Origin of the sequence: Pseudorhodoferax aquiterrae, from assembly GCF_014652235.1 — a bacterium.
GTDB lineage: Bacteria > Pseudomonadota > Gammaproteobacteria > Burkholderiales > Burkholderiaceae_C > Pseudorhodoferax > Pseudorhodoferax aquiterrae.
The window spans coordinates 308,560-323,378 of the sequence record NZ_BMYK01000006.1 but is presented as its reverse complement, the minus strand read 5'-3'; the positions used below and the strand labels follow the sequence as shown (position 1 = coordinate 323,378).

Annotated in this window: 15 protein-coding genes; 5 read left to right on the top strand and 10 right to left on the bottom strand. The window is 68.7% G+C overall.

All coding sequences use genetic code 11. The features are described from left to right. Nucleotides 1-451 precede the first annotated feature (451 nt). The 3 genes from IE209_RS13455 to IE209_RS13445 form a co-directional block, all read right to left on the bottom strand. Nucleotides 452-1,480 (bottom strand): AraC family transcriptional regulator, encoded by a 1,029-nt coding sequence (locus IE209_RS13455; protein ID WP_189687452.1) that lies wholly within the window; start codon nucleotides 1,478-1,480, stop codon nucleotides 452-454. A 4-nt stretch (nucleotides 1,481-1,484) separates the two neighbouring features. Next, nucleotides 1,485-2,231: an enoyl-CoA hydratase/isomerase family protein gene (locus IE209_RS13450; protein WP_189687451.1), complete on the bottom strand. Its 747-nt coding sequence runs from the start codon at nucleotides 2,229-2,231 to the stop codon at nucleotides 1,485-1,487. 210 nt (nucleotides 2,232-2,441) lie between these two features. Further along, the gene (locus IE209_RS13445) at nucleotides 2,442-3,425 is read right to left on the bottom strand and encodes a Bug family tripartite tricarboxylate transporter substrate binding protein (RefSeq protein WP_189687450.1); all 984 of its coding nucleotides are present in this window, start codon (nucleotides 3,423-3,425) and stop codon (nucleotides 2,442-2,444) included. A gap of 168 nt (nucleotides 3,426-3,593) precedes the next feature. Here IE209_RS13445 and IE209_RS13440 point away from each other — a divergent pair, with 168 nt between their 5' ends. Next, the gene (locus tag IE209_RS13440) at nucleotides 3,594-3,824 is read left to right on the top strand and encodes a DUF2061 domain-containing protein (RefSeq protein WP_189687449.1); all 231 of its coding nucleotides are present in this window, start codon (nucleotides 3,594-3,596) and stop codon (nucleotides 3,822-3,824) included. Here IE209_RS13440 and IE209_RS13435 read toward each other — a convergent pair. From IE209_RS13435 to IE209_RS13405, 7 genes are all read right to left on the bottom strand, one after another. After that, a complete protein-coding gene (locus IE209_RS13435; RefSeq protein WP_189687448.1) occupies nucleotides 3,793-5,382 on the bottom strand; it encodes a class I adenylate-forming enzyme family protein in 1,590 nt (529 codons plus the stop codon). The two genes, IE209_RS13440 and IE209_RS13435, sit on opposite strands and share 32 nt — an antisense overlap. Continuing rightward, nucleotides 5,379-6,035 carry an ABC transporter ATP-binding protein gene (locus IE209_RS13430; RefSeq protein ID WP_189687447.1) on the bottom strand — a complete coding sequence of 219 codons (657 nt, stop codon included), beginning with the start codon at nucleotides 6,033-6,035 and terminating at the stop codon, nucleotides 5,379-5,381. The genes IE209_RS13435 and IE209_RS13430 overlap by 4 nt, the downstream gene beginning before the upstream one ends. Before the next feature lie 9 nt (nucleotides 6,036-6,044). Continuing rightward, nucleotides 6,045-6,797, bottom strand: a complete 753-nt coding sequence (locus tag IE209_RS13425; protein ID WP_189687446.1) for an ABC transporter ATP-binding protein — start codon at nucleotides 6,795-6,797, stop codon at nucleotides 6,045-6,047. Beyond that, entirely contained in the window at nucleotides 6,794-7,774 is a 981-nt protein-coding gene (locus IE209_RS13420; RefSeq protein ID WP_189687445.1) for a branched-chain amino acid ABC transporter permease, read from the bottom strand. Before IE209_RS13420 ends, IE209_RS13425 begins: the two co-directional genes overlap by 4 nt. Beyond that, nucleotides 7,774-8,670, bottom strand: coding sequence for a branched-chain amino acid ABC transporter permease (locus tag IE209_RS13415; RefSeq protein WP_189687444.1), 897 nt, complete (start codon nucleotides 8,668-8,670; stop codon nucleotides 7,774-7,776). The genes IE209_RS13420 and IE209_RS13415 overlap by 1 nt, the downstream gene beginning before the upstream one ends. Before the next feature lie 79 nt (nucleotides 8,671-8,749). Next, nucleotides 8,750-10,054 (bottom strand): ABC transporter substrate-binding protein, encoded by a 1,305-nt coding sequence (locus tag IE209_RS13410; RefSeq protein ID WP_189687443.1) that lies wholly within the window; start codon nucleotides 10,052-10,054, stop codon nucleotides 8,750-8,752. 42 nt (nucleotides 10,055-10,096) lie between these two features. Continuing rightward, a complete protein-coding gene (locus IE209_RS13405) occupies nucleotides 10,097-10,936 on the bottom strand; it encodes a FadR/GntR family transcriptional regulator (RefSeq protein WP_189687442.1) in 840 nt (279 codons plus the stop codon). 258 nt (nucleotides 10,937-11,194) lie between these two features. On the opposite strand from IE209_RS13405, the gene IE209_RS13400 reads away from it, so the two are divergent. The 4 genes from IE209_RS13400 (at nucleotide 11,195) to IE209_RS13385 (ending at nucleotide 14,785) form a co-directional block, all read left to right on the top strand. Beyond that, on the top strand, nucleotides 11,195-13,531 hold the full coding sequence (locus tag IE209_RS13400) for an NADP-dependent malic enzyme (RefSeq protein ID WP_189687441.1): 2,337 nt from the start codon (nucleotides 11,195-11,197) through the stop codon (nucleotides 13,529-13,531). Between the two features lie 194 nt (nucleotides 13,532-13,725). Continuing rightward, nucleotides 13,726-14,124: a guanyl-specific ribonuclease gene (locus tag IE209_RS13395; RefSeq protein WP_189687440.1), complete on the top strand. Its 399-nt coding sequence runs from the start codon at nucleotides 13,726-13,728 to the stop codon at nucleotides 14,122-14,124. Nucleotides 14,125-14,165: 41 nt separating this feature from the next. After that, nucleotides 14,166-14,588 carry a barstar family protein gene (locus tag IE209_RS13390; protein WP_369802150.1) on the top strand — a complete coding sequence of 141 codons (423 nt, stop codon included), beginning with the start codon at nucleotides 14,166-14,168 and terminating at the stop codon, nucleotides 14,586-14,588. Next, nucleotides 14,567-14,785: a hypothetical protein gene (locus IE209_RS13385; RefSeq protein WP_189687439.1), complete on the top strand. Its 219-nt coding sequence runs from the start codon at nucleotides 14,567-14,569 to the stop codon at nucleotides 14,783-14,785. Before IE209_RS13390 ends, IE209_RS13385 begins: the two co-directional genes overlap by 22 nt. The last annotated feature ends 34 nt before the right edge of the window (nucleotides 14,786-14,819 follow it).

The following is a 14,819-nucleotide window of genomic DNA, read 5'->3' as shown; positions in this document are numbered from 1 at the left end:
CACCAGGATCATCCGATCCGGACGGCTGATCACTGCACTTCAAGCACTGCGATCAGCGAAGCCCACGACTATACAACACATGCGGAGCAGGGAGCAAGTGGTTCGGTTTTTTTGCGCCGGCGTCGCTCCAGGAGCAATGCGGAAGGACGTCGTCGCGCAGGCCAATCTGACCCTGGAAGCGCAACGACGGCAATTACGGCGTGGGCACTCCTCGCAGATCCAGACCGCAGCTGGACATTCAGGTCAGTCTGGCCTGCGTGCACACGCGCTCCGAGGCGCGGCGCCGCGGTGCCGCGACCTGCGCGGCGACCAGTTGATCGCGACCTCCATCGACAAAGCGACGGCGCGCCCGCACCTGGATGCCACTGCGCGAGGCGTTCCACGCACCAGCGGGCGGAACGGCGCCCAAGCACGCGCTGCGTGCGCAGCGCGCAACACCGACCATTGGCGCTCAAGCGCGCGTGATGCGGGCCTGGCGGTATTCGCCCGGCGCCACGCCGGTCCACTGCTTGAACGCGCGCTGGAAGGTGCTGGATTCCGAGAAGCCCAGGCGTTCGGCGATCTCGGGCAGCGTGAGTTCGGGCCGGGCGAGGTACTCGATGGCAGCATCGCGGCGCAGGCCTTCCTTGATGCCACGGTAGCCCTGGCCTTCCTCGCGCAGCCGGCGACGCAGGGTCTGCGGCGTCATGGCCAGTTCGCGGCCGATATCCGCCAGCGAGGGCAGCTCGCCGGCCAGGTGGCCGCGCAGGATGCGGCGGATGCGCTCGGTGGTGCTCGACGATTCGCGGTAGCGCACCAGCAAATTGGCCGGCGCATGGCGCAGGAATTCGCCCAGGCTGTCTTCGGTCTGCACCACGGGCAGTTCGAGCCAGCGCCCGTCCATGTACCAGCCCGCGCCACCCGGTGTGCCGCGCACGGGTGCGCGCAGCACCTCGCCGGCGTCGGGGAACTCGGCTGCCACGACGGCCGGGTACTCCAAGCCCAGCAGCGGCAAGCGCCGCGCCACGAGCCAGGAGGCCAGGCCGTGGGCGAAGAAGATGAAGGTTCGCTGCGCATAGGCCAGCGCTAGATCCACCGGGACGCGCGGCGCGACGGACAAGTGGGCCGCGCCGTCGTGCACGGTCAGCCGCGGCACCAGGTCGCGCAACAGCAGACGGTAGTGGCGCAGGCCCAGCGCCAGCGCAGCGCCCAGCGTGCGGCCACCCAACATGAGCCGGCAGCCCTGCGTGAAGCTGCCCAGCGGCAAAGGCGTGGGGCACAGGCCCCAGAGCTCGTCGCGCAGCCCACGGCGCAGGCCGGCCAGAAGGCGGGCGTACTGGTCCTGGCTCACCCGCGAGAGCGGCGAGGCCAGCAGCGCGGGCGAGATGCCAGCGCGCGCGAGCAGGCGCTCTACGTCGATCGCACGCCGCCGCGCACCGAGCAGCACGCGGTGCACGTGCACGATGGAGATGGTGTGCTGGGTGAAGCCTGCCGCGGCCATGGCCTCAGGCGCCGGTGAACCGCGGCGCGCGCTTGGCGGCCCAGGCGGCACGGCCTTCCTGCAAGTCCGCCGAATGGGCGGCCCGCGCGATGTCGTGCTGCAGTGCGTCCCTGTCGAGCGCACCGCGCGCGATGCGGTTCAGATGCTTTTTCATGCCCAACAGGGCCAGCGGCGCCATGGCCGCCAGGCGCTGCGTCAGCGCATCGGCTTCGGCCGCCAGCGCCTCGGGCGCGACCAGCTGGGTCAGGAAGCCGATCGCGCGCATCTCATCGGCCCCGATGCGCTCGGCTGTCAGGAACAGGCGCTTGGCCTGGTCCAGGCCGAGCCGGCTCACATAACGCTCCAGCCCGCGTGGATAGAAATGCAGGCCCAGCCGCGCGGCGGGCATGAACATGTCGATGCCCTGCACGCCGAGCCGGAAGTCGCAGGCCAGCGCGAGGTCGGTCGCGCCGCCGTACACACCGCCCTGCAACAGCGCGAGCGTGACCGGGCGCGCATCTTCGAGCGCGTTCGCCAACTCCTCGAAGGCCTGGGGCTTCTGCGGGTCCATCTGGCCGATGTCGAAGCCGCTGCAGAAGTAGCGGCCCGTGGACGCCAGGCGCAGCACCAGCACCTCGGAACGCGCGTTGACGGTGGCGATGTGGGCAGCCAGCATGTCCAGGTCCTGCGGCTCCAGCCGGTTGGCCTGTTCGGGGCGGCGCAGGGTGATGGTGGCGCTGGCGCCGGTGATCTCCAGAAGAGGCGTTTCCATGGGGCGGGCATGTTCGCACACCCCCGGAGGCATCGGCACCCTCTGGCGTCAGGCCGGCATGTGGGCAAGCCGACGAAGAGGTGCGCACCATGTGCAACCCGGCCGCAAGGACATCGCGGCCCAGGTCGCCAGCAGTTTTCCGCGCGTGGCGCGCGTGGGGCATCACGTGCAGCGCCACGGCCGGAAGGCCTTCTTCTGCGGATGCGAGCGCTACGCGCCTTCCGGCTTGATCTGCGCCCGCGCGATCACGGGCTTCCAGCGCGCCTGCTCGCTGCGGATGAAGGCGCCGAACTCGGCCGCGCTGCTGCCCACGGCCAGCGCCGTGTCCGCCGAGAGCTTGTCCTTGACGATGCTGCCCTTGGCCGCGCGGACGGCCTCCGCCTCCAGCTTCGCGACGTTGGCACGCGGCCACTTGGCCGGCGCCAGCAGGCCGTACCACTGCGTCATCTCGAAGCCCGGATAGCCCTGGGCCGCCACGGTGGGCACGTCGGGCAGCTGCGGCAGCCGCTCCGTCGTGCCCGTGGCGATGCAGCGCAGCCGGCCGGCCTTGATGAAGGGCAGCAGCGCAGGCGCGCCGACCGAGGCGGCCTGCAACCGGCCCGACATCAAATCGGTCAGCATCGGCCCGGTGCCGCGGTAGGGCACGTGCACGACGAAGGTGCCGCTCACCATCTTGAGGTATTCGAAGGCCAGGTGGCCGGCGCTGCCGTTGCCGGCCGAGCCGTAGTTGAGCTGGCCCGGCTTGCCCTTGGCATAGGCGACGAACTCCTTCAAGTCCTTGACCGGCAGGTCGGGGTGGACCACGTACAGGCTGGGCACCTTGGACAGCAGCGTGACGGGCACGAAGTCGCGCTCGGCGTCGTAGGGCAGCTTGCTGAAGATGTAGGGATTCACGGCCAGCGTGCCGATGTGGCCCAGGATCAGCGTGTGGCCATCTTCGCTCGCGGCGACCTCCTGCATCGCGATGTTGCCGGCCGCGCCCGGTTTGTTGTCGACGAACACGTTCTGGCCGATGGTCTTGGCCATCTCGCCTGCGACCGAGCGGGCCACGATCTCCGAGCTGCCGCCCGGCGCGAACGGAACGACCAGGCGCAGCGGCTTGCTGGGCCAGGTGGGCTGGGCCCAGCCGGCGCAGGGAAGGGTAGTGCCGAGCGCAAGCAGCTGGCGGCGGGAGAGCGGTGCGGTGTGGGACATGGCGACGGCAAGAACAGTTGGAGCCCAATGGTCGTGTGCGCGACGGCCCTGCGCTTCGGGGTTTTCCTTGCCGTGGCGCTATGGGCGCGTTAGACGAAACCGATTGGCATTGCGAATCGCTCGCATCTACCATCCATTCATCGTCGTTTCTCTCTCCAGGACTACACCATGGCCGCCTTTGCCCGCAACAACCTCCCGACCTTGAAGAAGACCGGCAGCTACTACGTGATGCACATCCTGGTGGCGGCCGCCGTGGCCTATGCGGTCACGGGCAACCTGCTCATGTCGCTCACGCTGAGCCTGCTGGAGCCAACGGTGCAGGCCTTCGCGTTCTTCTTCCACGAAAAGGCCTGGCAACGGCTTTCGCTCAGGAAAGCTGCTCGCGCAGCAGCCGCTTGAGCAGCTTGCCGCCCGCGTTGCGCGGCAGCGGGGTGTCGGACCAGGTGATGGTCTCGGGCACCTTGTAGTCGGTCAGGCGCGCGCGGCAATGGGCGCGCACGGCCTCGTCGTCGCGGGCCAGGTCGGGCGCATACAGGAAGGCGTGCACGCGCTCGCCCAGCACCGGACAGGAGCGCCCGACGATGGCGGCCTCGACCACGCCCGGCAGCGCCACCAGGCAATGCTCGACCTCGACCGAGTAGATCTTGAAGCCGCCGCGGTTGAGCATGTCCTTCTTGCGGTCGAACAGGCGCACGAAGCCGTCGGCGTCGATGCTGCCCAGGTCGCCCGAATGCCAGTAGCCGGCGGTGAAGTTGGCAGCCGTGGCCTCGGGGTTGTCCCAGTAGCCGGGCACGACCATGGGGCCGCCGATCCAGAGCTCGCCGCTTTCGCCGGGCGGCAGCTCGTGGCCCTCGTCGTCCACCACGCGCACATGCGCGCACGGCAGGGGGACGCCCACGCTGTCGGCATGCGCGCGCGTGAGGCCGGCCGGCATCATGGTGGTGGGCGAGGTGGTCTCGGTCGCGCCGTAGGCGTTGATGAGCGTGAGGCCGGGCAGGCGCTCGGCCATGGCGTCGATGGCCGAGACCGGCATGGGCGCACCGCCATAGCCGCCGATGCGCCAGTGGGCCAGCCGCGCGCGGTCGAACGCCGGCTGCAGCAGGCACAGCTGGTACATGGCCGGCACCATCAGCGTGTGCGTCACGCGCTCGGCCTCCAGCAGCTGCAGGAATGCCGGGGCCCTGAATTCCGACAGCATCACCACCGCGCCCCCGATGTGGACCATGGCGGCGATGATGGCGATCAGCCCCGTGACATGGCTGGCCGGCACGGCCAGCGCGGAACGGTCGCCCGGGCGCAGGCCCATGCACAGCTCGTAGTGGCGCACCGAATGCGCGACGTTGAGGTGCGTGAGCATGGCGCCCTTGGGGCGGCCCGTGGTGCCCGAGGTGTACAGGAGCAGGGCGGTGTCCTGCTCGCGGACGGGGGCGGCCTCCTGGACGCTCCCGCGCAGACCGGCCAGCGGCAGGGCGCCGGGCGCCTCGCCCACGACCAGGCGCAGCCGCAGGCCGGGCACCTCGTCGGGCGCGGGGATGCGCTCGGCCAGCGCCTGGTCGAACACGATGGCGCAGGCGCCGCACTGCTGCAGCATATAGGCCAGGCCCGGCCGCTGCTCGCGCTCGCCGATGGGCACGGCGATGGCGCCCAGCCGCTGCACGGCGAACAGCACGGACATGAACTCTGGCTGGTTTCCCATGAACAGCACGACGCGTTCCCCGGCCTGCACGCCCAGTGCGGCCAGGCCGCCCGCAATGCGCGCGACCTCGGCGTCGAGCTGGCGGAAGCTCCAGCGCTGGCCGTGGTGAACCACGGCGTCCTGGTCCGGGTAGCGGGCCAAGGCACGCTCCAGCAGCGCGTGCATGCTGGGCGGGCGTTCGACAAAGCAGCGCACGACGCGGTCGCCGTAGACGGCTTCCTCGCGCGTGGCCGGGAGTTCAACGCTGTGCCATGTCGTCATGCTGCGGCCTCCGCCACCACGTTCGCCCCGCGCTCGATCACCACCTCGCCATCCACGAGCTTGCGCGAATGGTTGAGGTCAGACTGCGCGATCAGCACCGACAGCGACCCGCCACGCAAGCCCGCGATGACCTCGCCCAGGCGCATCGACAGCGCCGGTGCCACGCCCTCGAAGGGCTCGTCGAGCAGCAGCAGCCGCGTGCCCACCCCCAGCGCGCGCGCCAGCGCGACGAGCTTCTGCTGCCCGCCCGAGAGCAGCAGCGCGCGCCGCTCGCGCATCTGCGCGAGTTCGGGCAGCACGCCGTAGATGAACTCCAGCCGCTCGCGCTGGTTGCGCGCGCCCGTGGCCCACAGCGGCACGAGGATGTTCTCCTCCACGCTGAGTTCGGGCACCAGGCCGCGGTCCTCCGGCATGTAGCCGATGCCCATCGCCGCACGCGCATGGCGCGGCACGCTCGCCAGGTCCTGGCCCTCGAACGTGATGCGGCCCTGGCTGGGCGTGAGGTGGCCCATGACGGTGCGCAGCAGCGTGGTCTTGCCCGCGCCGTTGCGGCCGATCAGGCCTACCATGGACTGCGCGGGCACGGCCAGCCGCAGACTGCGCAGCACCTGAACCGTGCCGATGGACACGTGGACGGATTCGACGGTGAGCATCGCTGCCTCCTAATGCAAGGTGCCGGTCACGTAGCGGCGCACGTCGTCGGCGGCCAACGCTACGGCGGGCGTATCGTCGGCGATGATGCGGCCCGCGTAGAAGGCCACCACGCGGTCGGCGTAGCGCGCAACGATGTCCATGTCGTGCTCCACGAACAGCACGGTCATGGCCTCCTGGCCCAGCGCGGTCATGATGATGTCCATCATCGGGAACTTCTCCTCGGCGGCCACGCCGCTCGTGGGCTCGTCGAGCAGCAGCAACCGCGGCTGGCCGGTCAGCGCCATCGCGATGTCCAGCAGCTTGCGCACGCCGCCCGGCAGCTCGGCCACGCGGCGGTCGCGGTGCTCGCTGAGCGTGAAGCGCTGCAGCAACGCATCGGCACGCGCCACAGCCTCGTCGCCGCGCGCGGACTGCCAGAACGACAGGCGCCGGCCATGGCAGGCCGTGGCCACGAGCATGTTCTCCAGCACCGTGAGTTCGGCGAACAGCTGCGGGATCTGGAACGAGCGCGCCACACCCAGGTGCGTGATCGCGCGGGGGTCCAGCCGCGTGATGTCGCGACCGCCCAGTTCGATGCTGCCGGTGTCGGGCTTGAGGTAGCCCGTCACCATGTTGACGAAGGTGGTCTTGCCCGCGCCGTTGCTGCCGATCAGGCTCACGCGCTGGCCGGCGGCGATGTCGATGCTGATGGCGCTGGCAGCGACCACCGCGCCGAAGCGCTTCTCGATGGCGCGGGCGCGCAGCAGGATGTCGTCGCTCATTTCTTCTTCGTCCAGAGTGAGCCGATGCCGCCCGGCAGGAAGCGGATCATCAGCAAGAGGAACAGGCCCAGCGAGAGCTGCCAGGTGTTGGGGAAGTAGAGGTTGGAGAAGGAGCGCACGACCTCCAGCAGCGTGGAGGCCACGAACACGGCCAGCACGCTCTGCGAGCCCGCCAAGATGGCGACGAACACGAACTCGCCCGAGGTGGTCCAGTAGCTGAAGTTGGGGTCGATGTGGCCCAGCGACATCACCGTCAGCGCCCCGCCGCAGCCGCCCGCGAAGGCGGCCATGCCGAAGTTCAGCGCCACGGCCTGGCGCACCGAGCCGCCCAGGTACTCCACGCGCAGCTCGTTCTCGCGCACGGCCTGGGCAATCAGACCGCGCGTGGAGTCGAAGTACACACGGGCCAGCAGCGCGAGCACACCGGACACCGCGATGGTGACCGCGTACAGCGCATAGGCCACGCGCTCGTCCGACAGGCTCTGGCCCAAGAGCGTGGGCCGGCCCATGTTGAACCCGTCCGAGCCGCCCAGGCTGTTGGTCTTGACCAGCACGCCGTAGCAGACCATGGACAGCGCCAGCGTCAGCATCGCGAAGAAGATGCCGCGGTAGCGCGCCAAGAGCGGCGCGAACGGCAGCGCCACCAGCATGGCCGCCAGGCCGCCGAGCAGCGTGAGCACGAGCGCGTCGGTGATGCCCAGGTGGTTGAAGCACAGTGCGCCGGCGTAGCCGCCGACCGCGAACACCAGGCCCTGGCCGAAGGACACGACGCCGCTGCGCATCAGCAGCACGATGCCCAGCGAGACCAGGCCGTGCGAGGCCGCCATGGTCAGCAGGAACACCAGCCAGCGCGGCAGGAAGGCGCCGGCGCCGACCAGCGCCACCATCAGGGCGAGGCCGCCCCAGAGCACGGTGCGGCCGCGCGGGGCGGCGGCCGGGGGTGCGACGGAGGAAATGGGAAGGACTGCGCTCTTCATCAGATCTTCCTTGCCTGGATGCGTTGAAAGAGGCCTTCGGGACGGAACACCAGCACCAGCGCCATGACCACGTAGATCGCGAACAGCTCGACTTGCGGCGCCAGGTGCACGGCGGCCGCGCGGGCCAGGCCGACGATCAGCGCGCCGATGGCCGCGCCCTCGATGCTGCCGAGCCCGCCGATGATGACCACGGCGAACGAGACGATGATCACGCCCACCGAGATGCCGGGCTGCACCGAGATCAGCGGCGCCGTGAAGGCCCCGCCGATGCAGGCCAGGAAGATGCCGACGGCGAACGCCAGCATGTACACGCGCGAGACGTTGACGCCCATGCTGGAGGCCACTTCCTCGCTGTGGATCACGGCCAGCACGATCTTGCCCTGGCGCGTGCGGTTCAGGCCCCACCAGACCGCGATGCCGACCACGGCCGCCAGCCCCATGAGCATGAAGTCGTAGCCCACGTAGATCTGCTCGCCGATCTCGATGTTGCCGAACATGGCGTAGGGCTCGGACACGTAGTAGGGATTGGCGCCCCAGACCAGCTTGGTGATGTCTTCGAGCATCAGGAACAGCGCGTAGGTGACGAGCACGAGCAGCACCTCGTCGCGGCCGTAGAAGAAGCGCAGCAGGCCGCGCTCGGTCAATGGTGCGACCAGCGCGGCCACGGCCACCGCCGCGAACAGCATGGCGACCAGCGACCATTCCGGCGCCAGCTTGAGCGTGGCGAACCAGCCGACGAAGCTGGCGGCCGCGTAGGCGCCCAGCGCATAGAAGCTGCCGTGCGCGATGTTGAGGATCTTGAGCACGCCGAACACGAGCGTGAGCCCGAGCGCGACGATGAACAGCCAGGAGGCATAGCTCAGGCCGTCGACGAGGATGGTGATGGCGGTGGTCATGGCCAGTCCGGTGAAAAGAAGGCGGGCTCCGGCCAGCCGCGCTGGACTGACCGGGGACGTCTGCGGCTAGCGCCGCCGATCACTCACATTTCGCACCGGCCATGCCGCCCTTGATCCAGTCTTCGGACTTCACGCCGGCCGGCGGATTCACGCACTCGGCCGGGAAGCGCTGGATGTCTTCCAGCACCACCATCTTCTTGCCCGCATCGAAACGCGTCTTGCCGATGGCCGTGGGCTGCGTGGCCTGGTGGCCGTCGCCCAGCGTCATGCGGATGCGGCCGCCGGGCGCGTCCCACTCGCTGCCCTTCAGCGCAGCGGCCAGTTGCTCGGGGGTGGGCTTCTTGCCGCCGTTGGCGGCCATGGCCTTCTCGGCCGCCAGCTTGAGGCCCATGAGGGCCTGGGCCATCCGATAGGGCGCCTGGGCGGGGTAGGTGTTGTAGCCCTTCTCGTACAGGCTCCACCACCAGTCGTTGAGCGGGCTCTTGGGCGCCAGCAGGCCGTAGGCGCCGCGCGCGCCGAGGATGGTGCCATCGGGCATCTTGTCGCCCAGCGGCGTGAGCACATGGTCGGCCGCCGACAACACGACCTGCGAGCGCTTGAACAGGCCGCGCGGGCCGGCCTGGAGCACGAAGGCCTGCAGGTCGCCACCCCACAGGCTGGAGTGCGTGATGTCGGCGCGCTTGGAGGTCAGCGCCGAGATCTCGGTGCCGTACTGCCCGGCGCCGAACTTGGGCAGCAGGTCTTCGCCGACCTTGGCCTGCGGGTACAGCTGCGCCATGGCGGCCTTGAAGTCCGCGCGCGAGTCGTGGCCCCAGGCGTAGTCCTGGTTGATGAGGTTGTAACTCTCGGCCTTGATGTTGCGTGCCTTGAGATAGCGGGCCAGCGCCACGTTGTCCATGGTGCCGTGCGAGGCGGTGCGAAAGACGTAGTTGTACTTGCCATCCTCGAACACGCGCGGCGTGCCGCAGTCGTACAGGATCAGGAACTTCTTGAGCTCCTCGGCCACGGGCGCCACGGCCAGGCAGTCGCCCGAGCTCACGTAGCCGACCACGGCATCGACCTTCTCGCGGTCGTACAGGTTGCGCAACTCCTGCACCTGCTTGGTGGCGCCGCCGTTCTCGTCGACGTAGACGGCCTCGATCTTCATGCCGCCGATGCCGGCCTTGTTGTAGGGGGCCGGGGCTTCGCCCTTGTTGAAGGCCTCGACCAGCACCTTGGCACCGTTGACGGCCGGGATGCCGAAACTCTCGGCCGCCTGGCCCGAGAGGAAGCTCACGACGCCGATCTTGAACGTCTCCTGGGCCTGGGCCGCGGCGGCCAGGGCCGTCAGAGCGAACAGGCCGGCCAGGCGGGCGGCGCGCGGGACCATCTTCTTGCGTTGCATGCTTGTCTCCTCTTGTGGTGATGGAACGGGAACGGGGAACGGCTAAGGCGGTGCAGCGATGGGCGCGGCCATGTCCAGGCCGGTCATCTCGAAGCCCTTCTTGAAATCGACCATGTGCTTGCGCGTCCACTCGGCGGCGGCGGCACCGTCACGGCGCTGCAGCGCATCCAGGATGCCCCGGTGCGCGGCCAGGTTGCGCGCCTTGGACTGCGGCAGCCGCTGGTGGATCTGCAGCAGCGTGGGGTTGTAGAGCAGGCTGATGGGCTCGCGCGCCAGCATGAGCGGCCGGTTGCGGCTGGCGCGGCCGACCAGGGCGTGGAACTCCACGTCGAGTTCGACCAGGCGCTGGTCGTCCTCCAGTGTGTTGCGGCCCTCGGCCTGCAGCGCGGCCGTGAGCTCGGTGTTGCGCGCGAGCTCGTCCAGGTCGGCCGGCTCGGCGTTCTGTGCCGCCAGCTGCGAAGCCAGCGGCTCCAGCGTCACGGCCACCTGCCAGAGCTCGGCGAAGGTGGTCTGCTGCAGCATCAGGAGACGCGCCGTGCGCGGCGCCAGGTCGTACAGGCCGGGCAAGGCCACGAACAGGCGGCGGCCCTCGCGGCGCTGCACCAGGCCCTCCTGCTCGACTTGGCGGATGGCCTCGCGCACGGTGGAGCGGTGCACGCCGAAGCGCTCGGCCAGGCTTTGCTCGGTGGGCAGTGGCATGCCGGGACGCAGCTGGCCCGACAGGATGGAGCGCTCGATCTCGGTCGACACCTGCTTGTAGGCCGGCGCCAACTGCAGCCGACTGAACATGGAAGCGTCCTCGCGCGGCCGCGCAGGCGCGCGGCCCCGGATGTCGGACGCTGCGACGGCCCCGCGGCGCGGCGCATCGGTGCTGCCAGTCAAGCCAGGTCTCCTTGCCCCGCACGACGCGGATTGTTTGTCGGACAATCGGATTGTTGGCATTCGCACCGGTGGCAACCAGCGGGTTTTCCCGCGCAATCGGACCTCCGATTCGCTTCCGAAAAGTCACAACTGCGTGACCCGTGCATGCCATTCATGGGCCTTTTTACGAGGTCTACAATCGCGCTCCCCTTGAACACGTCAGGCGGGTTCTGCCGGGCGAAAGAGGTCCGCACAGCTCGCCGCTGAGGAGACGCCAGGATGGCAAACCCTTCGAATCCGGTGAGCACCGAAGACAAACGCGCCGAGCTGCGCCGCGCAGCGCTCGAGTACCACGAGATCCCGACGCCCGGCAAGATCTCGGTCGCCCCGACCAAACAGCTCACCAACCAGCGCGATCTGGCACTGGCTTACTCGCCCGGCGTCGCCGCGCCCTGCGAGGAGATCGTCAAGGACCCCAACGCCGCCTTCAAGTACACCGCCCGCGGCAACCTCGTGGCCGTGATCTCCAACGGGACGGCCGTGCTGGGCTTGGGCGACATCGGCCCGCTGGCCTCCAAGCCGGTCATGGAAGGCAAGGGCGTGCTGTTCAAGAAGTTCGCCGGCGTGGATGTGTTCGACATCGAGATCGACGAGAAGGATCCGCAAAAGCTGGTCGACGTGATCGCCGCGCTGGAGCCGACCTTCGGCGCGATCAACCTGGAAGACATCAAGGCGCCCGACTGCTTCTTCGTCGAGCGCGAGCTGCGCAAGCGCATGAAGATCCCGGTGTTCCACGACGACCAGCACGGCACCGCCATCACGGTGGCGGCGGCCATGCTGAACGGCCTGAAGGTCGTCGGCAAGAACATCGCCGAGGTCAAGCTCGTGGCCTCGGGCGCGGGCGCAGCGGCGCTGGCCTGCCTGAACCTGCTGCTCAAGGTCGGCCTCAAGCGCGAGAACGTGTGGGTGACCGACCTGGCCGGCGTGGTCTACAAGGGCCGCACCGAGCTCATGGACGAGGACAAGGCCCAGTTCGCCCAGGCCACCGAGCTGCGCACGCTGAACGAGGTGATGGACGGGGCCGACGTGTTCCTGGGCCTGTCGGCCGGCGGCGTGCTCAAGCCCGCCATGGTCGCCAAGATGGCGGCCCGGCCCGTGATCTTCGCGCTGGCCAACCCCAACCCCGAGATCACGCCCGAAGATGCACGCTCGGTGCGCGACGACGTGGTCATGGCTACGGGCCGCACGGATTACCCGAACCAGGTCAACAACGTCCTGTGCTTCCCCTACATCTTCCGCGGCGCGCTGGACTGCGGTGCGACCACCATCACCGACGAGATGGAGATCGCCGCGGTGCACGCCATCGCCGACCTGGCCCAGGCCGAGCAGAGCGAGGTGGTGGCGGCGGCCTACGTGGGCGAAAAGCTGAGCTTCGGCCCCGAGTACCTGATCCCCAAGCCCTTCGACCCGCGCCTGATGATGAAGATCGCGCCGGCCGTGGCCCAGGCAGCGGCAGACTGCGGCGTGGCGCTGCGGCCGATCCAGGACATGGACGCCTACCGCGACCGGCTGCAGAGCTTCGTCTACGCCTCGGGCACGACCATGAAGCCCATCTTCACGGCGGCCAAGAACGCCGCCAAGAAGCGCGTGGCCTACTCGGAAGGTGAAGAGGAGCGTGTGCTGCGCGCGGCGCAGATCGTGGTGGACGAGGGCATCGCCCGGCCCACGCTGATCGGCCGCCCGGCCATCATCGCCCAGCGCATCCAGAAGTTCGGCCTGCGCCTGCGCGAGGAACTGGACTACGACATCGTCAACGTCGAGCAGGACCACCGCTACCGCGACTTCTGGCAGACCTACCACCGCATGACCGAACGCCAGGGCGTGACGCAGCAGGTCGCCAAGATCGAGATGCGCCGGCGCCTGACGCTGATCGGCGCGATGCTGGTGCACAAGGGCGAGGTCGATGGCCTGATCTGCGGCACCTGGGGCACGACGCACAACCACCTGCACTACATCGACCAGGTCATCGGCAAGCGCCCGGGCGGCTGCGCGAGCACGCCGCAGGACGTGCCGATCTACGCCTGCATGAACGGGCTGATGCTGCCGGGACGCCAGGTGTTCCTGGTCGACACGCATGTGAACTACGACCCCACGGCCGAGGAACTCGCGGAGATCACGACCATGGCGGCCGAGGAGATGATGCGCTTCGGCCTCAAGCCCAAGGCCGCGCTGCTGTCGCACTCCAACTTCGGCACCAGCCAGCACCCGAGCGCCGTCAAGATGCGCCGCACGTTGGAGCTGCTGCGCACCCAGGCGCCGTGGCTCGAGGTCGACGGCGAAATGCACGGCGACGTGGCACTGGACGGCAAGCAGCGCGCGGGCATCATGCCGCACTCCACCTTGGCCGGTGATGCCAACCTGTTGGTGCTGCCCAACATCGACGCGGCCAACATTTCCTACAACCTGCTCAAGACGGCAGCCGGCGGCAACATCGCCATCGGCCCGGTGCTGCTGGGTGCGGCCAAACCGGTGCACATCCTGACGGCCAGCGCCACCGTGCGCCGCATCGTCAACATGACGGCACTGACCGTCGCCGACGCGAACGCCCAGCGCTGACCCTCGCGGGCCGAGCAAGCACTAACTTGGTGCAACGCCAAGCCCTTGCGGCCCGTGCCTGTTTTTTGGGCATGGGCCTTGCCTTTCCTGGGGCCTTAGTGCACACTAGCGCGCTTCGATCCGGGGGTTAACCCGGAGCCCGCGCACCAATCAGTGCATCTGTGCCGTGCGGTCTGTGCGCCCAGCTTCTTTCCATGTTGTCCACGATCCGTCCCACCTCCAGCCGTTCGCTTTGGCGCGGCCTGCTGGCGGTGGCGCTGGCAGCCTGCACTGTTTCGGTGCAGGCGCGGACCTCGGCAGATGACGCCACCGTGGCGCTGGACGCCCTGCCCCGAGAGGGCCAGGCGACCTACCAGCGGATCCTGCAAGGCGGGCCATTTCCGTACGAGAAGGACGGGACGGTGTTCTTCAACCGGGAGCGCCAATTGCCCGTGGCGAAGCGCGGCTACTACCGCGAATACACCGTGGCCAGGGAAGGTGCACGCAGCCGGGGTGCGCGCCGCATCGTCTGCGGGGGCCTGCGTCCGACGACACCGGATGGTTGCTACTACACCAGCGACCACTATGCGAGTTTTCGCAAGATCGCGCCGTGAAGGGCGGGCGATTCTTGTTTTTGTGAGACCGAGGTATTTTGATGACCAACGTTAAAGCGGAGCTGGACCAGCCTCTGCGTACCGTGCGAACCAACATCGTCCAGTCGATCCGGGCGTTTCGCGTTGCCGACCTGCAAGAGGCCGCCCAGTCCATGGGCCACCATTTCCTCTATGCCAACCTGGCCAACGCCCAGAGCAAGCAGGACGTGCTGGACCTGATCGCGCAGCAGTTCACCTTCCCGACGCACTTCGGCAAGAACTTCGACGCGCTGTACGACTGCATGACGGATCCGCTGCACAAGTCCGGCCCGCAGCCCGGCTTCATCGTCGTGCTGGAACAGATTCCCGCGAACGCCAAGTTCGACAAGGAAGCGCGCGAGCAACTGCTGGACATCTTCCGCGACGCCGCGGATTACTGGGGCGACCGCAAGATCCCGTTCCGGTGTTTCTATTCTTTTCTGTAGCCCGTTCCGCACAAAACAGCCAAGCGGAACGGGCGAACGAGGCTCAGCAGGACGGCGCCGTCACCGGCATCGCCCTCACCGACACGACGACGGAATCGGGCGAGAAGATGCCCACCGACAAACTGGTCGACGTCTCGCCCCTGGCGCTGCGCATGAGCAGCCCCTTCAACGCGGGCTACTGGCTGGCAGCGGCCTGAGACGCACCGCGTCGTCCACAGAGAACGCCCGTCG